Origin of the sequence: Arthrobacter sp. zg-Y1219, assembly GCF_030125545.1 — a bacterium.
GTDB lineage: Bacteria > Actinomycetota > Actinomycetes > Actinomycetales > Micrococcaceae > Arthrobacter_B.
Map to the genome: position 1 here is coordinate 48,995 of NZ_JASKLY010000009.1, position 15,114 is coordinate 64,108.

Consider the following 15,114-nt stretch of genomic DNA (forward strand, 5'->3'; position numbering starts at 1 on the left):
ATTCCTAGCTCGTCGTCGCGCCCAGCAGGCAATCCTTCAGTTTGCCCGCTTCCTCGGCGTTCAGCTCCACAACGAGGCGCCCACCGCCGTCGATCGGCACCCGCAGGATGAGGCTTCGCCCCTCCTTGGTGACCTCCATTGGTCCGTCCCCAGTACGCGGTTTCATGGCAGCCATGTTCCAGTTCCCCTTTCACAGTGCGCTGCGGGCGATCCCCCAGTCGCATGTAATCCTCTGTCGCACGGCCTCATAACCAGCTCCGGCGGCAATTGTCCTTCATTATTCCGCACAAACAGGCCGCAAACGAAATTTCTTGTGTTCCCCGCCACAGGGTCAGGGTGGATAATCCCCTCCGCCGGGCAGCGGGGTCCACCGCCAAAGCCAGGCAACCCAGACAATCTGCAGGATCAGAAACGCTGCGGCCACGGCCCAGCGGTAGGCGCGCGAGCTGCTGAGGCAGGCCAGGGCCAAGCCCAGGGGAAACAGCGGCAGCAGCAGCCGGAACGTGCTGGTCAGGGGGTTCAGGAAGACAAACAGGTACATCAGGTACGCCGCGCACCAGACCTGCAGTTCCACGCCGAGCCGGCGTACGGCGCTGGAATTGAGGCAGAGCACGGTGAAGAGAACCAGAACGATCAGCGCCACCGGTCCCAGCACCGGCCCGAAAAGCCGTTCCGCCTCGACCAGCCAGGGTTTGAACGGCAGCAGGGAATCTCCCCGCCACGCGGTCTCGGTATCCGTGTACGCGCGCAGTTCCCCGGTGACCGCCCAGGCGATCGCCGGCCAGGCCAGCGCCCCGACGCCGGAGGCGATGCCGAGGACCACCATCCGCCAGGCCTCGGACCAGGGAAAGGGCTCCTTGCCGCGTCGCATCCAGCGGCGGAGGAACAGGATGCCCAGCATCAGGGCAAAGGCCACGCCCACCGGGCGGGACAGGCACATGACCAGGACAACCGGCACCGCGGCCAAGTAGCGGCGGGTTAGCAGCAGGTAGAGCGCAGCCGCCAGCAGCAGCAGATTCAGTGATTCGGCATAGGGCACCTGGAGGACCGGCGACACCGGGCAGACCGCCACAAACACCACGCCCCAGAGCGCAGTGCCGGCGGACGCCCGAAGGGCGAACAGCCGGTACACCATCAGGGCGGCACCGAAACCGGCCGCGGTGGCGACCAGCGGCGCGAGCACTTCCCAGCCCAGTCCGGTCAGGGCTGCGAGCGCCCGGACCAGCCCCGGGAAGAGGGCATAGAACGCCCATTCGTTCTCCTGCGCGCGTCCGGTCGCGTCGCGCGGGATCTCCCCCGGGTAGCCGCCGTCGAAGATATTCCGGTACCACTCGCTGTCCCAGGCTCCGATGAACTGCAGGTACGACGGCGTGCCCTCCCAGCCCCAGGGATTCAGCCCCTGCTGGGCGGCCACGGCCATGAAGACCGCGAAGGTGAACACGCGGGCCACGGCCCAAACCGCCAGGACCTTCGCGTACCAGGGCCAGCGGGCAAAGGCCGCCCCAGCCGCAGCCGCGGTCTGGGCCACGACGCGGTTGGGGCCCGACGCCGGCGGACGTTCCTCTCCCGTGGCGGTCCTACCCCTCACTGCGCACCCAGCAGCTCTCCAGGTGGTCATTGACGTATCCGGTGGCCTGCAGCATGGCGTACGCGGTGGTGGGGCCGACAAAGCGGAAGCCGCGCTGCTTCAGCGCCTTGGCCAGGGCCGTGGATTCCGCGGTGATCGCGGGAACATCGGCGATGGTCCGCGGCGCAGGGCGGCCCGGGTCCGGTCGGTGCTTCTGCAGCAACAGCTCCAGGCTCTCGCCGTCGGGCAGCTCCAACAGTGCCCGGGCGTTGGCGATGACGGCGTTGATCTTCGCCCGGTTGCGGACAATTCCGGCGTCGGCCATCAGCCGTTCCCGATCGGCGTCGGTGAAACGGGCCACGGCAGCGGGGTCAAAGCCGGAGAACGCTGCCCGGAAGGCCTGGCGCTTGCGCAGGATCGTGATCCAGCTCAGGCCTGATTGGAAGGCTTCCAGGCTGAGGCGTTCAAACAGGGCAGCCTCGCCGGTGGCCGGCCGGCCCCATTCCTCGTCGTGGTACCGCTGGTAGTCGGGGCTGGCCACGGCCCAGGGGCAGCGCAGCAGTCCGTCGGTGCCGGCGACGGTGCTCATGAAAGCGCCCCCGGCTCCTCCGGGCGCGCACCGCCGGGCCGGCCCCGGACAGCGGCAAGCGCGGCATCCCGCTCGGCCAGCGCCGACGCCAGCCGCACCAGCACGGCATCAACCTGGTCCATCCGGTAACCCCGCAGCGCCACCGAAAACCGCAGCCGCTCAATGTCCGACGGCTGCACCTGCTCGGGCAGCAGGACCGGGGGCATCCTGGGGTCCGGCTCGGCCAGCCCGTCGGCACGGGTCACTGCTGGCAGGCGGGAGGGCGGATGCCGCGTTGCCAGGAGGGCGACGGCCCCGGCGGCAAGAACGGCCACGAAGACCAGGAATATTGTCACAGGACCATCGTGCCAGATGAGGCGCGGCCCTCCGCCCGGCTACGGCGAGACGTGGCCGGCACTGTCGGCGATCATCAGCGCCACGGCCTCCGCCGGATCGTCCACCACATGGATCAGTTCCAGGTCTTTCGCCGAGATCATTCCCTCCTGAAGCAGCGTGCTCCGGACCCAGTCCAGGAGCGGGCTCCAGAAGTCGGTGCCGATGAGCACGATCGGGAAGGACGTCACCTTCTGGGTCTGGACCAGGGTCATGGCTTCGAAGAGTTCATCCAAGGTGCCGAAGCCGCCCGGCAGGACGATGAACCCCTGGGCGTACTTGACGAACATGGTCTTGCGCACGAAGAAGTACCGGAAGTTGATCCCCAGGTCCACCCAGTCGTTCAGGCCGGTCTCAAAGGGAAGTTCGATGCCCAGCCCGACCGACAGTCCGTCAGCTTCAACGGCGCCCTTGTTCGCCGCTTCCATGGAGCCCGGTCCGCCGCCGGTGATCACCGCGAGCCCCTCTTCCGCGAGCAGCCTGCCGACCTCCTCGCCGAGCTTGTAGTACGCCGATCCGGGCACGCTGCGGGAGGAGCCGAACACGCTGACCGCCGGCCCCAGCTCCGAGAGGGTGCCGAAACCCTCCACGAATTCGCTTTGGATGCGCAGCACCCGCCACGGGTCGGTGTGGGTGAAGTGGGTCTGATCCTGGGTATCAAGCAGGTAGCGGTCTGACTGCGGTGCGCCGGCCTGCGCCCGGCGCAGTTCCACCGGGCCCCGCTTGCGCGGGCTGCTGGTACGGGCACGGGACGTGTTGTCGCTGAATTCCATGGTTACAAGGGTAGCCACAAGTGCTGCGCAGGCTCATGCACGCCGCAGGGCCGCCGTCGGCCGGGTTTGATTGCTCTTGCGTCACGATTTCGGCGAATGTGTGCACTGCGACACATTTCGGACACAATCATTGACTATCTTCTACTTATGACCCGTGACACATCCGATGGCGCTATGCCTGAATCCGGACCGCCTGAATCTGGCCTGCCTGAATCCGGACCGCCTGAATCCGGACCGCCTGATCCCGCCGCCCCTCTTGTTTCACTCAAGAACGTCAACAAGCACTTTGGCGACCTGCATGTCCTGCAGAACATCAACCTTGACGTGGCCCGCGGTGAAGTGGTGGTGGTGATCGGCCCGTCGGGTTCCGGAAAGTCGACGCTCTGCCGCGCCATCAACCGGCTGGAGACCATCGACGACGGTGAAATCGCCATCGACGGCAAGGTCCTCCCCGCCGAGGGAAAGGCGCTGGCCAAGCTGCGCGCCGACGTCGGCATGGTCTTCCAGTCCTTCAACCTCTTCGCCCACAAAACCATCCTCGACAACGTGTCCCTGGGTCCGATCAAGGTCAAGGGAATGAAGTCCGCCGAGGCGAAGAAGCTCTCGATGGACCTGCTGGAGCGGGTGGGCGTCGCGAACCAGGCGAACAAGCTTCCCGCCCAGCTCTCCGGCGGACAGCAGCAGCGCGTGGCCATTGCCCGGGCGCTGGCCATGAAACCGAAGGTCATGCTGTTCGACGAGCCCACATCGGCGCTGGACCCCGAAATGATCAACGAAGTCCTGGACACCATGGTGGGCCTGGCCAAGGAAGGCATGACCATGATCGTGGTGACCCACGAAATGGGCTTTGCCCGCAAGGCCGCCGACCGCGTGGTGTTCATGGCCGACGGACAGATCGTCGAGGAAGCCACGCCGGAGGAATTCTTCACCCGGCCCAAGAGCGACCGCGCCAAGGACTTCCTGGGGAAGATCCTGGCCCACTAGATCCGCCTTTTCCACAGATTCGCCGCTTGACCAGATTCACCGTTAGGCCAGATTCACCGATTCATCGATTCACCAGTTGGGGGCAACCCCTTGCAGCAAGGCCAACCCCGTCCGGGAAGCCGCCAAACAAGGAGAAATCATGCGCAAGACCCGTTACGCCGCAGTGGCATTCGCCGCTGCCGCAGCACTGACCATGTCCGCCTGCGGAGGCGACTCCGGCAATGAAGCCGGCGGCGACGAGACAGCTTCCGGAGAAAAGATCACCATCGGCATCAAGTTTGACCAGCCCGGCGTTGGCTTCATGGAAGGCGGCGAGCCCTCCGGCTTCGACGTTGACGTCGCCAAGTATGTTGCCGAGGAACTGGGCTACGGCGAAGACCAGATTGAGTGGAAGGAAACCCCGACCGCGCAGCGTGAAAACGTGCTGGAGAACGGCGAAGTGGACATGATCTTGGCGTCCTACTCCATCAACGACACCCGCAAGGAGCGCGTGGCTTTCGCCGGGCCGTACTTCATTGCCGGCCAGGACCTGCTGGTCAACGCCGACAACAGCGACATCAACGGCCCCGAGGACCTCAACGGCAAGACGCTGTGCTCAGTCACCGGTTCCACCTCCGCCCAGAAGATCAAGGACACCCTCGCGTCCGACGTGAAGCTGCTGGAGCAGGGCAGCTACGCCAACTGCGTCACCGCCATGCAGGGCGGCCAGATCGACGTCGTCACCACCGATGACATCATCCTCGCCGGCCTGGCCTCCACCGATGCGAACGCCGGCAAGTTCAAGGTGGTCGGCAACCCGTTCACCGAAGAGCAGTACGGGGTGGGCATCTCCAAGGAAAGCACCGAGTGCGAGGCGATCAACACGGCCATTCGCTCCATGATCGAAGACGGTTCCTGGGAAGAGGCCATCAAGGCCAACACCGAGGGCGCCGACTACACCTACAACGCTGAGCTGAACCCGCCGGAGCCCGCCGCCTGCGCCTAGGCACGCCAACCGGCGGTGAAACCGCCGGCGTAAACCTCGGTGCATGCGAAGGAATCAATGTCCTTCGCATGCACCGGTTTCTTTCTCTCACAGAAGAGGTACATCATGGGTGGTTTTTTCGCCCTCTTCGAGGATTACGACGTCGTCGCAGCGTTCTGGGTGAACATCCAGCTCGCGTTCTGGGCGGGCATCGCTTCGCTGGTGCTCGGCACCATCCTCGCCGTCATGCGGATCTCGCCCATCGCCAGCCTGCGCTGGTTCGGCACCGCCTACGTCAACATTTTCCGCAACACCCCGCTGACCATCATCATGGTGTTCTCGGTGCTGGGGCTGTGGGGCCAGCTTCAGGTCAACTTCAGCACTGACTTCAACCTTAACTTTTTCCTGCTGGCGGTCCTGTCGCTGAGCATCTACCACGCCGCGTTTGTCTGTGAGGCGATCCGCAGCGGCGTCAACACTGTCCCCCTGGGACAGGCGGAAGCGGCCCGGTCCATCGGCCTGTCCTTCCTGCCCGCTGCCTGGCTGATCATCCTCCCCCAGGCTTTCCGCGGCGCCGTCGCTCCGCTGGGCAACGTGCTGATCGCCCTGGTCAAGAACACGACTGTGGCGGCCGCCGCGAGCGTGGCCGAGGCCTCGGGCCTGATGAAGACCATGATCGAGTTCCGGCCCGACGTCATGACCCAGATCTTCCTCACCTTCGCCATCGGCTTCGTCATCATCGTCATTCCCATCGGCCTGCTCACCACCTGGGCCTCGAAGAAGCTGGCGGTGGCGCGATGAGTACCCAAGCTGTCCTGTTCGACGTTCCCGGCCCCAAGGCCAAACGCCGGATCCTGGTTTTCAATATCCTCGGCGCGCTTCTCGTGCTGGGAATCCTGGCCGTGGCCGTCAACGGGCTGGCGGAAAAGGACCAGTTCGAGGCGGCCAAGTGGACGCCGTTGCTGGAATGGGAAACCTGGCGCTTCACGCTGCTGCCCGGACTGCTCGCAACACTGAGGGCCGCCGGCGTCGCAGTCGTCACCTCCATCGCCTTTGGCCTGCTCTTCGGCTTCGGCCGGCTCTCCGGGCTGGCCCCGCTGCGCTGGGTGTGCAACGTCGTCGTGGAGTTCTTCCGCGCGGTGCCGGTGCTGCTGATGATGATTTTCCTCTACCAATTCTTCGCCAAGTCCACGCCAATGGAAGCCTCGCAGTCTCCGTTCTGGGCCGTGGTGGTGGCACTGACGCTCTACAACGGGTCGGTGATCGCCGAGCTGGTGCGCTCCGGTGTCTTTGGGCTGCCCAAGGGCCAGCGCGAGGCGGGGCTGGCGATCGGGCTCACCCCCGCGCAGTCGCTGCGCAGCATCGAGATTCCGCAGGCGCTGGTGGCCATGCTGCCCGCCCTGCTGGGCCAGTTTGTCGTCATCCTCAAGGACTCGGCGCTCGGCTACATCATCGGCTACACGGACCTGCTGGCCAATGCCCAGCGCTTCGGCGCCGGTGCCGGCAACATGCTGCCGGCGCTGCTGGTCACGGCCCTCATCTTCATCCTGATCAACATGCTCCTGACGTTCACCGCGCAGCGGCTCTCCCGCCTGCTCGGTGCCCGCGCCGGCAAGCTGCTGGAACGTGAAGACGCCATCGATCCCGAAGGTGTGGAAGCGCCGGTCAGGTAGGCCAAAGCCTGCAGCCCGCCCGCGCAAAGGGAGAGGCCCCGGACATCTGTCCGGGGCCTCTCCCTTTGGGACCTGAAGAACGGTCAGCTGAGCCAGGTGCGCAGCGCCGCCAGGCAGGCCCGCACCGCGTCGGCATGCACGTGCTCATTGTCGGTGTGGGCCAGCAGCGCGTCACCGGGGCCGAAGTTCACGGCCGGAATGCCCAGTTCGCTGAACCTGGCGACGTCGGTCCAGCCGTACTTGGGTTTGGGCTCCGCGCCGACGGCGGCCACAAAGCTGGCTGCGGCCGGCTGGTCCAGGCCCGGCCGGGCACCCGACGCGGCATCAGTGCGGACCAGGTCAAAGCCGGCGAGCAGGGACCGCACATAGGCATCAGCCTCCTCGATGGTCTTGTTCGGAGCAAACCGGTAGTTGATTTCCACGGTTGCGGCATCCGGAATGACGTTTCCGGCGGTGCCGCCCCAAATCTTCACGGCGTTCAGCGATTCCCGGTAGTCCAGGCCCTCCACCGAGACGGTGGCCGGTTCGTGGTCGCGCAGCCGGGTCAGGATTTCCGCCGCCGCATGAATGGCGTTCTCGCCCATCCAGGCGCGGGCAGAGTGGGCGGCCCGGCCGGCTGTGGAGGCATGGAAGCGCATGGTGCCGTTGCAGCCGCCTTCGACGGTGCCGTTGGTCGGCTCCAGCAGCACTGCGAAGTCCGCCGTCAGCCAGTCCGGATAGCTGCGCTGCAGCCGGCCCAGTCCGCTCAAGGAGGCTTCCACTTCCTCGTGGTCATAAAACACATAGGTCACGTCACGGTTCGGGGCGGTGAGTTCTGCGGCCAGGGCAAGCTGCACCGCCACGCCGCCCTTCATGTCGGTGGCGCCGCGGCCGTACAGCACGTTCCCGTCCCAGGACGAGGGCACCGTGCCGCGGGAGCCTTCGACCGTTGGCAGCGGCACGGTGTCCAAGTGGCCGGCCAGGAGCACCCGTTCGCCGCGTCCCAGCGAGGTCCGGGCAATGATGGAGTCCCCGTCGCGCACCGTTTCCAGGTGCGGCAGCGAGCGCAGGGCCGCCTCGACGGCGTCGGCCACGTTCTTTTCGTTGCCGGACACGCTTTCAATATCCATGAGATCGGCGGTCAGCAGGGCAACGTCTTGGGTCAGGTCCAGGGACCGGGATGGCGATACAGTCATGCTTCCACCCTACCGAGGACGCCCTGCCGGCGATGGGACGGCCCGCGGCCGGCCGATGCCCGTCGGTAGACTTGAACCCATGACTTCAACAGCTTCTGCCTCCCCCGCCCGCATTGCCTCCGGCCTGGGCCTGGCCACCATCACCGATGACGGCACCGTCCTGGATGTCTGGTATCCGCGGCCCGTCCTCGCGGCGCTGGAGACCGCGGCTGCCCGGGACTCTGCCTCCGACACCCTCTCCGCTGAACTCGACGCCGCGGCCGCGACGATGACCGACACCGACCGCGGCACCCGCGGCGAGGTACTGCGCACCGAGATCGACCTGGATGCCGCCCCCTCCTCCACTGCCGACGCGTACCTTCGCCTGCATGTGCTGTCCGCCCGGCTGGCGGCGCCGAACACTTTGAACGTGGACGGCATTTTCGCTCAGCTGCCCAACGTGGTGTGGACCAACTTCGGGCCGTGCGCCGTCGAGGGCTTCGAAGCCGTCCGCCTGCGCCTGCGCGCCCGCGGCCCGGTAACCGTCTTCGGCGTGGACAAGTTCCCCCGGATGACCGACTACGTGGTTCCGGCCGGGGTGCGGATCGCCGACGCCGGGCGGGTCCGGCTGGGCGCGCATCTGGCCGAAGGCACCACTGTCATGCATGAGGGCTTCGTGAACTTCAACGCCGGCACCCTGGGCGTCTCCATGGTGGAAGGCCGCATCTCCGCCGGAGTGGTGGTCGGCAACGGCACCGACGTCGGCGGCGGCGCCTCCATCATGGGCACCCTCTCCGGCGGCGGACGGGAGAAAATCACCCTCGGCGAGCGTGTCCTCCTCGGCGCCAACTCGGGCGTCGGCATCAGCATCGGCGACGAGTCCGTCGTGGAAGCCGGTCTCTACGTCACCGCCGGCACCCGCGTATCGGTGCTGCTCCCGGGCCAGGAACCGCAGATCGTGAAGGCAGTGGAGCTCTCCGGCGTTCCGAACCTGCTCTTCCGCCGCAATTCCACCACCGGCACCGTGGAAGCACTTGCCCGCAGCGGGGCGAGCGTGGAGCTCAACGCCGCCCTGCACGCCAACTAGCGCGCGGCGACAGCCATGCCTGCCTCCGGCGTCCGGCGCAGCAGCGGAGTCCTTCCGGTGCTGCTGCTGGTGGTGCTCTTCCTGGTCGCGGTCACTGTGTATGCAGTGAACGTGCTCAGTGAACCGCGGGATGAGCCGCCCGCCCCGGCGGCCTGCACGGCCACCGCGGACGGGGTGGCCTATCACCTGACGCCGGCCAGGGCCGAGACGGCTGCGCTCATTGCCGGCATCTCGGTGTACCGGGGCATGCCGGCGCGGGCCGCGTCCATCGGCGTGGCCACCGCCATCCAGGAGTCCGGGCTGCGCAACCTCGACTACGGGGACGACGCCGGTCCGGACTCCCGCGGGCTGTTCCAGCAGCGCCCGTCCCAGGGCTGGGGCAGCGAGGACCAGGTGATGGACCCGGTGTACGCCGTCAATGCGTTCTATGACGCCCTGGACAAGGTGCCGGGCTATCCGGACCTGCCGCTGACGGTGGCCGCGCAGACGGTCCAGCGCAGCGCCTTTCCCGACGCCTATGCCGACCACGAGGCCGAGGCGAAGGCCTTCGCCTCCGCCCTGACCGGGCACTCCCCCGCGGCCATGACGTGCACCCTGGATCCGCCGTCGGCCTCCGGAAGCCCGGACGCTGTGCTGGCCGCATTGACCGCCGTCTACGGTCCCGTGGAGGCCACCGTCGAAGGCTCGCGCATCACGGTGGCAGGGTCCGGAAGCTACGGCTGGTCGGTGGCGCAGTGGGCCGTCGCCGCCGCCGACTCCCTCTCGCTGGATTCGGTGGCCTTTGACGGGCTGCGCTGGACCCGCGCGACCGGCAGCTGGGATCCCTCTCCGGCATCGGAAAATGCCGTGGTCCTGACGGTCTTCCGGGGAGCGGAAGGGTCCTGACCCCGGGGTCGCCGCAGGATCCATTACTCTGAAGTCATGCGAATACTAGTTACCGGAGGCACGGGATACATCGGCTCCCACACGACACTGGCCCTGCTGGAAGCGGGCCACGACGTCGTCGTGCTGGACAATCTGGCCAATTCAAGCGAGGAATCCCTGAAGCGGGTCCAGGACCTGGCCGGGCGCCGCGCCGAGTTTGTCCGCGCTGACCTGCTCGATGAGGGCGCCGTCGAGGCCGTTTTCACCGACCACGCAATCGACGCCGTCATTCACTTCGCCGGGCTGAAGGCCGTGGGCGAATCCGTGGCGAAACCCCTGTACTACTACCACAACAACGTTGGCGGCACCCTGAACCTGCTGCGCATGATGGACAAGCACAACGTCCGGACCCTGGTCTTCAGCTCCTCGGCCACCGTCTACGGCGCCTCGGAAGAAGTGCCGCTGACCGAAAATATGCCGATGGACGCCGTCAATCCCTACGGCCGGACCAAGGAACAGATCGAAGACATCCTGGCCGATCTGGGCGCGGCGGACGAGCGCTGGAACATTGCGCTGCTGCGCTACTTCAACCCGGCCGGCGCGCACGAATCGGGCCGGATCGGCGAGGACCCCACCGGCGTCCCGAACAACCTGCTGCCCTTCGTGGCCCAGGTGGCCGTTGGCCGCCGCGAGAAGGTTATGGTCTTCGGCAACGATTACCCCACCCCCGACGGCACCGGCGTCCGCGATTACATCCACGTGGTGGACCTCGCCGCCGGCCACCTCGCCGCCCTGGACTACATCACGGTGAAGTCCGGCGTGCACCGCTGGAACCTCGGCACCGGAAACGGATCCTCGGTGCTGGAGGTGCTGGCCGCTTTCACCAAGGCCGCCGGCAAGGAGATCCCCTACGAAATCACCGCACGCCGCCCCGGCGACGCCGCTGTCAGCTACGCCGATCCCTCGGCGGCACTGGCGGACCTGGGCTGGTCGGCGAACCGCAGCCTGGAAGCCATGTGCGAGGACCACTGGCGCTGGCAGAAGAACAACCCCCAGGGCTACGCCGGCGCCTGAGAACGGACGGCTGCATATGCCGCAGCCGTGAATGACAAAGGGCCCCTGGAATCCGGATGGATTCCAGGGGCCCTTTTTGATGAACTCCCGGCGGTTCTAGCGCGTCGGGTAGCTGCGTTCGAGCGAACCCGTGTAGAGCTGACGGGGGCGGCCGATCTTCATCTGCGGATCCTGCATCATTTCGCGCCACTGGGCAATCCAGCCCGGAAGGCGTCCGATGGCGAAGAGCACCGTGAACATCTTCTCCGGGAAGCCCATGGCCTTGTAGATCAGGCCGGTGTAGAAGTCCACGTTCGGATACAGCTTGCGCTCAATGAAGTAGTCATCGTTCAGGGCGCGGTCTTCCAGGGACATCGCGATATCCAGCAGCTCGTCGTTTCCGCCGAGCGAGGCGAGGATTTCGTGGGCCGTCGACTTGATGATCTTGGCGCGCGGGTCGTAGTTCTTGTAAACGCGGTGTCCGAAGCCCATGAGCCGGACGCCGTCTTCCTTGTTCTTGACCTTTTCCATGAAGTCGGCGGGCTTCAGGCCCTCCGACTGGATCTGGCGCAGCATTTTCAGCACTGCCTCGTTGGCGCCGCCATGGGCAGGGCCGGAAAGCGCGTTGATGCCTGCTGAAACCGATGCAAACATGTTGGCGTTGGAGGAACCCACCAGGCGCACAGTGGAGGTGGAGCAGTTCTGCTCGTGATCGGCATGCAGGATCAGCAGCTGATCAAGTGCCTTGACCAGGACCGGGTCCATCTCATACGGTTCCGCGGCGGTGCCGAAGCTCAGGCGCATGAAGTTCTCGACGAGGTTCATGGAGTTGTCCGGGTAGAGCAACGCCTGGCCAATGGACTTCTTATGTGCGTAGGCAGCAATCACCGGCATCTTGGCCAGCAGGCGGATGGTGGAAAGTTCCACCTGCTCCTCGTCGAACGGGTCCAAGGAATCCTGGTACCAGGTTGACAGGGCCGTCACTGCCGAGGAAAGCACCGGCATCGGATGCGCGTCGCGCGGGAAGCCGCCAAAGAAGCCCTTGAGCTCCTCGTGCAGCAGCGTATGGCGGCGGATCCGCTGGTCGAAAGCATCCAGCTCGGTCGGGGTGGGAAGCTCCCCGTAGATCAGCAGGTAAGTGGTCTCCAGGAAGGTGGAGTGCTTGGCCAGCTGCTCAATCGGATAACCGCGGTACCGCAGAATGCCGGCGTCACCGTCGATGTAGGTGATGGCGGACTTGGTGGCCGCGGTGTTCATGAAGCCGGGGTCAAACGTGACCGTTCCGGTCTGCTTCAGCAGCTTGGATACATCCAGGCCGTCGTTGCCTTCCGACGCGGCTACGCGCGGAATCTCCAGACGGTCTTCGGTATTTTCCCCATAGTGCAGCTGTGCACTGGGACGCTCAATCATTAAGTCTCCTTCAGGAGTTTGAAGAAACCAGAGCTACGGGCCTCGTTTGGTTTCGGGGAGCGCCCATAGTGTCAATTCCGCTAAATCTACTAAGGCAAAACGCTACCCTTTGGGCGGCCTTTCCGACGAATCGAGAGCCGCGTCGTTGCCGAAGCGAAACATGCCGCTCCTCCGCCGGCGCCGGCCAGCGAGCCACTAGGGCGCGGCAGCACTCAGCCGGCCGGCAGCAGCCGCAACGCGCTCGTCGGAGCCGGTCAGCGCAATCCGGACAAAGCCCGCCCCCGCGTCTCCGTAGATGACGCCGGGTCCGGCCACGATGCCCAGCCGAGCCAGCCGCTCGATGGTGGTCCAGGTATCCTCGCCCGCCGTGGCCCACAGGTAGAGGCCGGCTTCGGAGTGCCGGATGTCCAGGCCAAAGGCCTGCAGCGCGGGGATCAGGAGCTCGCGTCGAGCGCGGTAGAGGTCCTTCTGATCCGCCACATGGACATCATCGGACAGCGCAGCGATCATCGCTGCCTGCACCGGCGCCGGAACGATCATTCCGGCGTGCTTTCGGCTGTTGACCAAATTGGCAAGAATGGCCGCGTCACCGGCGACAAAGGCCGCGCGGTAGCCGGCCACATTTGATTGCTTGCTCAGCGAATACACCGACAGCAGCAGTTCATGGCTGCCGCCGCTGACGGCCGGGTCGAGGATGCTCGGCACCGGCTGGCCGCCGCGCGAGGGATCCCATTCGTCCCAGCCCAGCTCCGCGTAGCATTCGTCCGAGGCGACCACGGCTCCGATGTTCCGGGCCGCATCCACGAGGGTCCGCAGCGACGCCGCGGAACGCACGATTCCGGTCGGGTTGCCCGGAGAGTTGACCCAGACCAGCCGCACCCGGGCGCGGACGTCGTCGTCGAGCTCTTCGAGGTTGTCCGCTGCCACCGGCGTGGCCCCGGCCAGCAGCGCGCCCATGTCGTAGGTGGGATACGCGACGGTGGGGCGGACGACGACGTCGCCCTCCCCCAGGCCCAGCAGCAGCGGCAGCCAGGCCACCAGCTCCTTGGAACCCACCGTGGGCATGATGTTCTGCGGATCAAGCCCGGGGACATTGCGGCGCCGGGCGTACCACGCGGCGATGGCCTCGCGGAGGGCCGGGGTGCCGTGCGTCGTGGGGTAGCCGGGGGCGTCAGCTGCCGCCGCCAGCGCCTCGCGGATAACCGCCGGAGTGGGATCCACGGGCGTGCCGATGGAGAGGTTCACCGCGCCGTCGGGATGTTCCGCCGCCAGCTTGGCATAGGGGGCCATCGCCTCCCACGGATACTCCGGCAGGTCCAGCCCGAAGGTGCGGGAAGGAACGGAACTCATGCCTCTTGGTTCTGCGGCGGCAGGACGGCGATGATCGGATGGTCCTTGTGCGTATTGCCGATCTTGGCGGCACCGCCCGGCGATCCGAGATCGTCGAAGAATTCAACGTTGGCCTTGTAGTATTCTGCCCACTCTTCGGGGGTGTCATCCTCGTAGTAAATGGCCTCTACGGGGCAGACCGGCTCACAGGCACCGCAGTCGACGCACTCGTCGGGGTGGATGTAGAGGGAGCGTTCACCTTCGTAGATGCAGTCCACCGGGCATTCCTCGATACATGCCTTGTCTTTGACATCCACGCATGGCTGCGCAATTACGTACGTCACGTCCCTTGCCTTCCTGAGTCTGCGGACCGTCCCGGACGGGGAAAATCCACGAAGTGTTGGTTCCACGGTAGTAGCCCGAACCATTATCTCCCAGCCGGAGCTGCCCGCGTACCATGTAACGGTGAACCTTCCGAGCCCTGCCGCCGTCCTTCAAGCCCTGCCCGCGGGTGCGCGGGTGGTCGTCCGCTACCGGATCGAGGGCGGCTTCACCGACGTGCTGGGCCATCTGGTGCAGGCGGGGCCCGACGGCGTGACGGTTGAGGGCCGCCGCGGAACGGTGACCGTGGCGTATGCCCTGGTGACCGCGGCGAAGGAAGTGCCGCCTCCGCCGCCGCCGCGCGCCCCGCGGCGCTGAACGGGGTGCCGCTGTGAGGCTGTGAGGCAGCGTCGTGCAGTCGGGTCTTCCGGTGCGGAGAAAGCAAAGACCCCGCCCCCGGAAGTCCGGGAGCGGGGTCAGCATGCAGCGTTATCAAGCCTTAGCGGAGGTCCGGCGATTGCGGCATTTGCTGATCCGCCGCCCGTTCCGCTTCGAAGCGGCGGGCCTTGGCCAGCACGCGTGCCGTCAGCAGCAGGGCGGCAATGGTGACCAGCGCCTGCCCGAACAGCCAGATGCGGCCGGCCAGGACGATGCCGGGCTGCTCATCAAGCACCGTGCCGGTAATGATCAGCGGTGTGTCCCAGATATCGAGCGTGAAGAGCCCCAGGACAACGTACGCGACCAATCCCGCCGCCGCCGTCCACAGCGCGGCACCGGCCCAGACTCCGGCGAACACGGCCACCGCGCAGCTCAGGACCAGCGCTGCCACCGCGCCCAGCGGCACGGCAGCATCCCCAACATAGAGGATCTGGGCGTGCAGCCCGGTCCCCAGGACGGCAGCAAGCACTCCCCCGAGCACGGCCGCCGCCGGGCCCCGCCAAAGCGGGACCCGGCGGACGGGGCTCAATGCTGCG

The 15,114-nt window shown here is 66.3% G+C and carries 18 protein-coding genes; 8 read left to right on the top strand and 10 right to left on the bottom strand.

From position 1 onward, the window contains the following. Window positions 1–4: 4 nt before the first annotated feature. The 5 genes from QNO00_RS04950 to QNO00_RS04970 form a co-directional block, all read right to left on the bottom strand. Window positions 5–175, bottom strand: a complete 171-nt coding sequence (locus QNO00_RS04950; RefSeq protein ID WP_229964980.1) for a DUF3117 domain-containing protein — start codon at window positions 173–175, stop codon at window positions 5–7. A 156-nt stretch (window positions 176–331) separates the two neighbouring features. Further along, the gene (locus tag QNO00_RS04955) at window positions 332–1,588 is read right to left on the bottom strand and encodes a putative hexosyltransferase (RefSeq protein ID WP_284023815.1); all 1,257 of its coding nucleotides are present in this window, start codon (window positions 1,586–1,588) and stop codon (window positions 332–334) included. Then, entirely contained in the window at window positions 1,578–2,156 is a 579-nt protein-coding gene (locus QNO00_RS04960; protein ID WP_284023816.1) for a DNA-3-methyladenine glycosylase I, read from the bottom strand. The genes QNO00_RS04955 and QNO00_RS04960 overlap by 11 nt, the downstream gene beginning before the upstream one ends. Beyond that, window positions 2,153–2,491 (bottom strand): DivIVA domain-containing protein, encoded by a 339-nt coding sequence (locus tag QNO00_RS04965; RefSeq protein ID WP_284023817.1) that lies wholly within the window; start codon window positions 2,489–2,491, stop codon window positions 2,153–2,155. The genes QNO00_RS04960 and QNO00_RS04965 overlap by 4 nt, the downstream gene beginning before the upstream one ends. 39 nt (window positions 2,492–2,530) lie before the next feature. Continuing rightward, on the bottom strand, window positions 2,531–3,301 hold the full coding sequence (locus tag QNO00_RS04970) for an LOG family protein (RefSeq protein ID WP_229964976.1): 771 nt from the start codon (window positions 3,299–3,301) through the stop codon (window positions 2,531–2,533). Window positions 3,302–3,475: 174 nt separating this feature from the next. Here QNO00_RS04970 and QNO00_RS04975 point away from each other — a divergent pair, with 174 nt between their 5' ends. From QNO00_RS04975 to QNO00_RS04990, 4 genes are all read left to right on the top strand, one after another. Next, a complete protein-coding gene (locus QNO00_RS04975; RefSeq protein ID WP_284023818.1) occupies window positions 3,476–4,285 on the top strand; it encodes an amino acid ABC transporter ATP-binding protein in 810 nt (269 codons plus the stop codon). Between the two features lie 139 nt (window positions 4,286–4,424). After that, window positions 4,425–5,270 carry a glutamate ABC transporter substrate-binding protein gene (locus QNO00_RS04980; protein ID WP_229964974.1) on the top strand — a complete coding sequence of 282 codons (846 nt, stop codon included), beginning with the start codon at window positions 4,425–4,427 and terminating at the stop codon, window positions 5,268–5,270. 105 nt (window positions 5,271–5,375) lie between these two features. Next, window positions 5,376–6,050, top strand: coding sequence for an amino acid ABC transporter permease (locus tag QNO00_RS04985; protein WP_229964973.1), 675 nt, complete (start codon window positions 5,376–5,378; stop codon window positions 6,048–6,050). Next, complete coding sequence (locus QNO00_RS04990; RefSeq protein WP_284023819.1) at window positions 6,047–6,922, top strand: amino acid ABC transporter permease; 876 nt, start codon at window positions 6,047–6,049, stop codon at window positions 6,920–6,922. Before QNO00_RS04985 ends, QNO00_RS04990 begins: the two co-directional genes overlap by 4 nt. An 83-nt stretch (window positions 6,923–7,005) precedes the next feature. On the opposite strand, the gene dapE is transcribed toward QNO00_RS04990, so the two are convergent. Further along, on the bottom strand, window positions 7,006–8,097 hold the full coding sequence (gene dapE / locus QNO00_RS04995; RefSeq protein ID WP_284023820.1) for a succinyl-diaminopimelate desuccinylase: 1,092 nt from the start codon (window positions 8,095–8,097) through the stop codon (window positions 7,006–7,008). A 79-nt stretch (window positions 8,098–8,176) separates the two neighbouring features. On the opposite strand from dapE, the gene dapD reads away from it, so the two are divergent. The 3 genes from dapD to galE are packed head-to-tail and all read left to right on the top strand — an operon-like array spanning window position 8,177 to window position 11,101. After that, window positions 8,177–9,163 (top strand): 2,3,4,5-tetrahydropyridine-2,6-dicarboxylate N-succinyltransferase, encoded by a 987-nt coding sequence (gene dapD / locus QNO00_RS05000; protein ID WP_284023821.1) that lies wholly within the window; start codon window positions 8,177–8,179, stop codon window positions 9,161–9,163. Between the two features lie 15 nt (window positions 9,164–9,178). Continuing rightward, window positions 9,179–10,048, top strand: coding sequence for a hypothetical protein (locus QNO00_RS05005; protein ID WP_284023822.1), 870 nt, complete (start codon window positions 9,179–9,181; stop codon window positions 10,046–10,048). 36 nt (window positions 10,049–10,084) lie between these two features. Then, window positions 10,085–11,101, top strand: a complete 1,017-nt coding sequence (galE, locus tag QNO00_RS05010; protein ID WP_229964968.1) for a UDP-glucose 4-epimerase GalE — start codon at window positions 10,085–10,087, stop codon at window positions 11,099–11,101. 96 nt (window positions 11,102–11,197) lie between these two features. Here galE and QNO00_RS05015 read toward each other — a convergent pair whose 3' ends face one another. The 3 genes from QNO00_RS05015 to fdxA all read right to left on the bottom strand — a co-directional run bounded on the left by QNO00_RS05015 (window position 11,198) and on the right by fdxA (window position 14,163). Further along, window positions 11,198–12,490: a citrate synthase gene (locus tag QNO00_RS05015; protein ID WP_229964967.1), complete on the bottom strand. Its 1,293-nt coding sequence runs from the start codon at window positions 12,488–12,490 to the stop codon at window positions 11,198–11,200. Between the two features lie 195 nt (window positions 12,491–12,685). Next, on the bottom strand, window positions 12,686–13,840 hold the full coding sequence (gene dapC / locus QNO00_RS05020) for a succinyldiaminopimelate transaminase (RefSeq protein WP_284023823.1): 1,155 nt from the start codon (window positions 13,838–13,840) through the stop codon (window positions 12,686–12,688). Then, window positions 13,837–14,163 (bottom strand): ferredoxin, encoded by a 327-nt coding sequence (fdxA, locus tag QNO00_RS05025; protein ID WP_229964965.1) that lies wholly within the window; start codon window positions 14,161–14,163, stop codon window positions 13,837–13,839. The genes dapC and fdxA overlap by 4 nt, the downstream gene beginning before the upstream one ends. 121 nt (window positions 14,164–14,284) lie before the next feature. Between fdxA and QNO00_RS05030 the strand changes: the two genes are divergently transcribed. Further along, window positions 14,285–14,518 (top strand): putative acetyltransferase, encoded by a 234-nt coding sequence (locus QNO00_RS05030; protein ID WP_284023824.1) that lies wholly within the window; start codon window positions 14,285–14,287, stop codon window positions 14,516–14,518. Window positions 14,519–14,639: 121 nt separating this feature from the next. Here QNO00_RS05030 and QNO00_RS05035 read toward each other — a convergent pair whose 3' ends face one another. Continuing rightward, window positions 14,640–15,107, bottom strand: coding sequence for a hypothetical protein (locus QNO00_RS05035; protein WP_284023825.1), 468 nt, complete (start codon window positions 15,105–15,107; stop codon window positions 14,640–14,642). Window positions 15,108–15,114 lie beyond the last annotated feature (7 nt).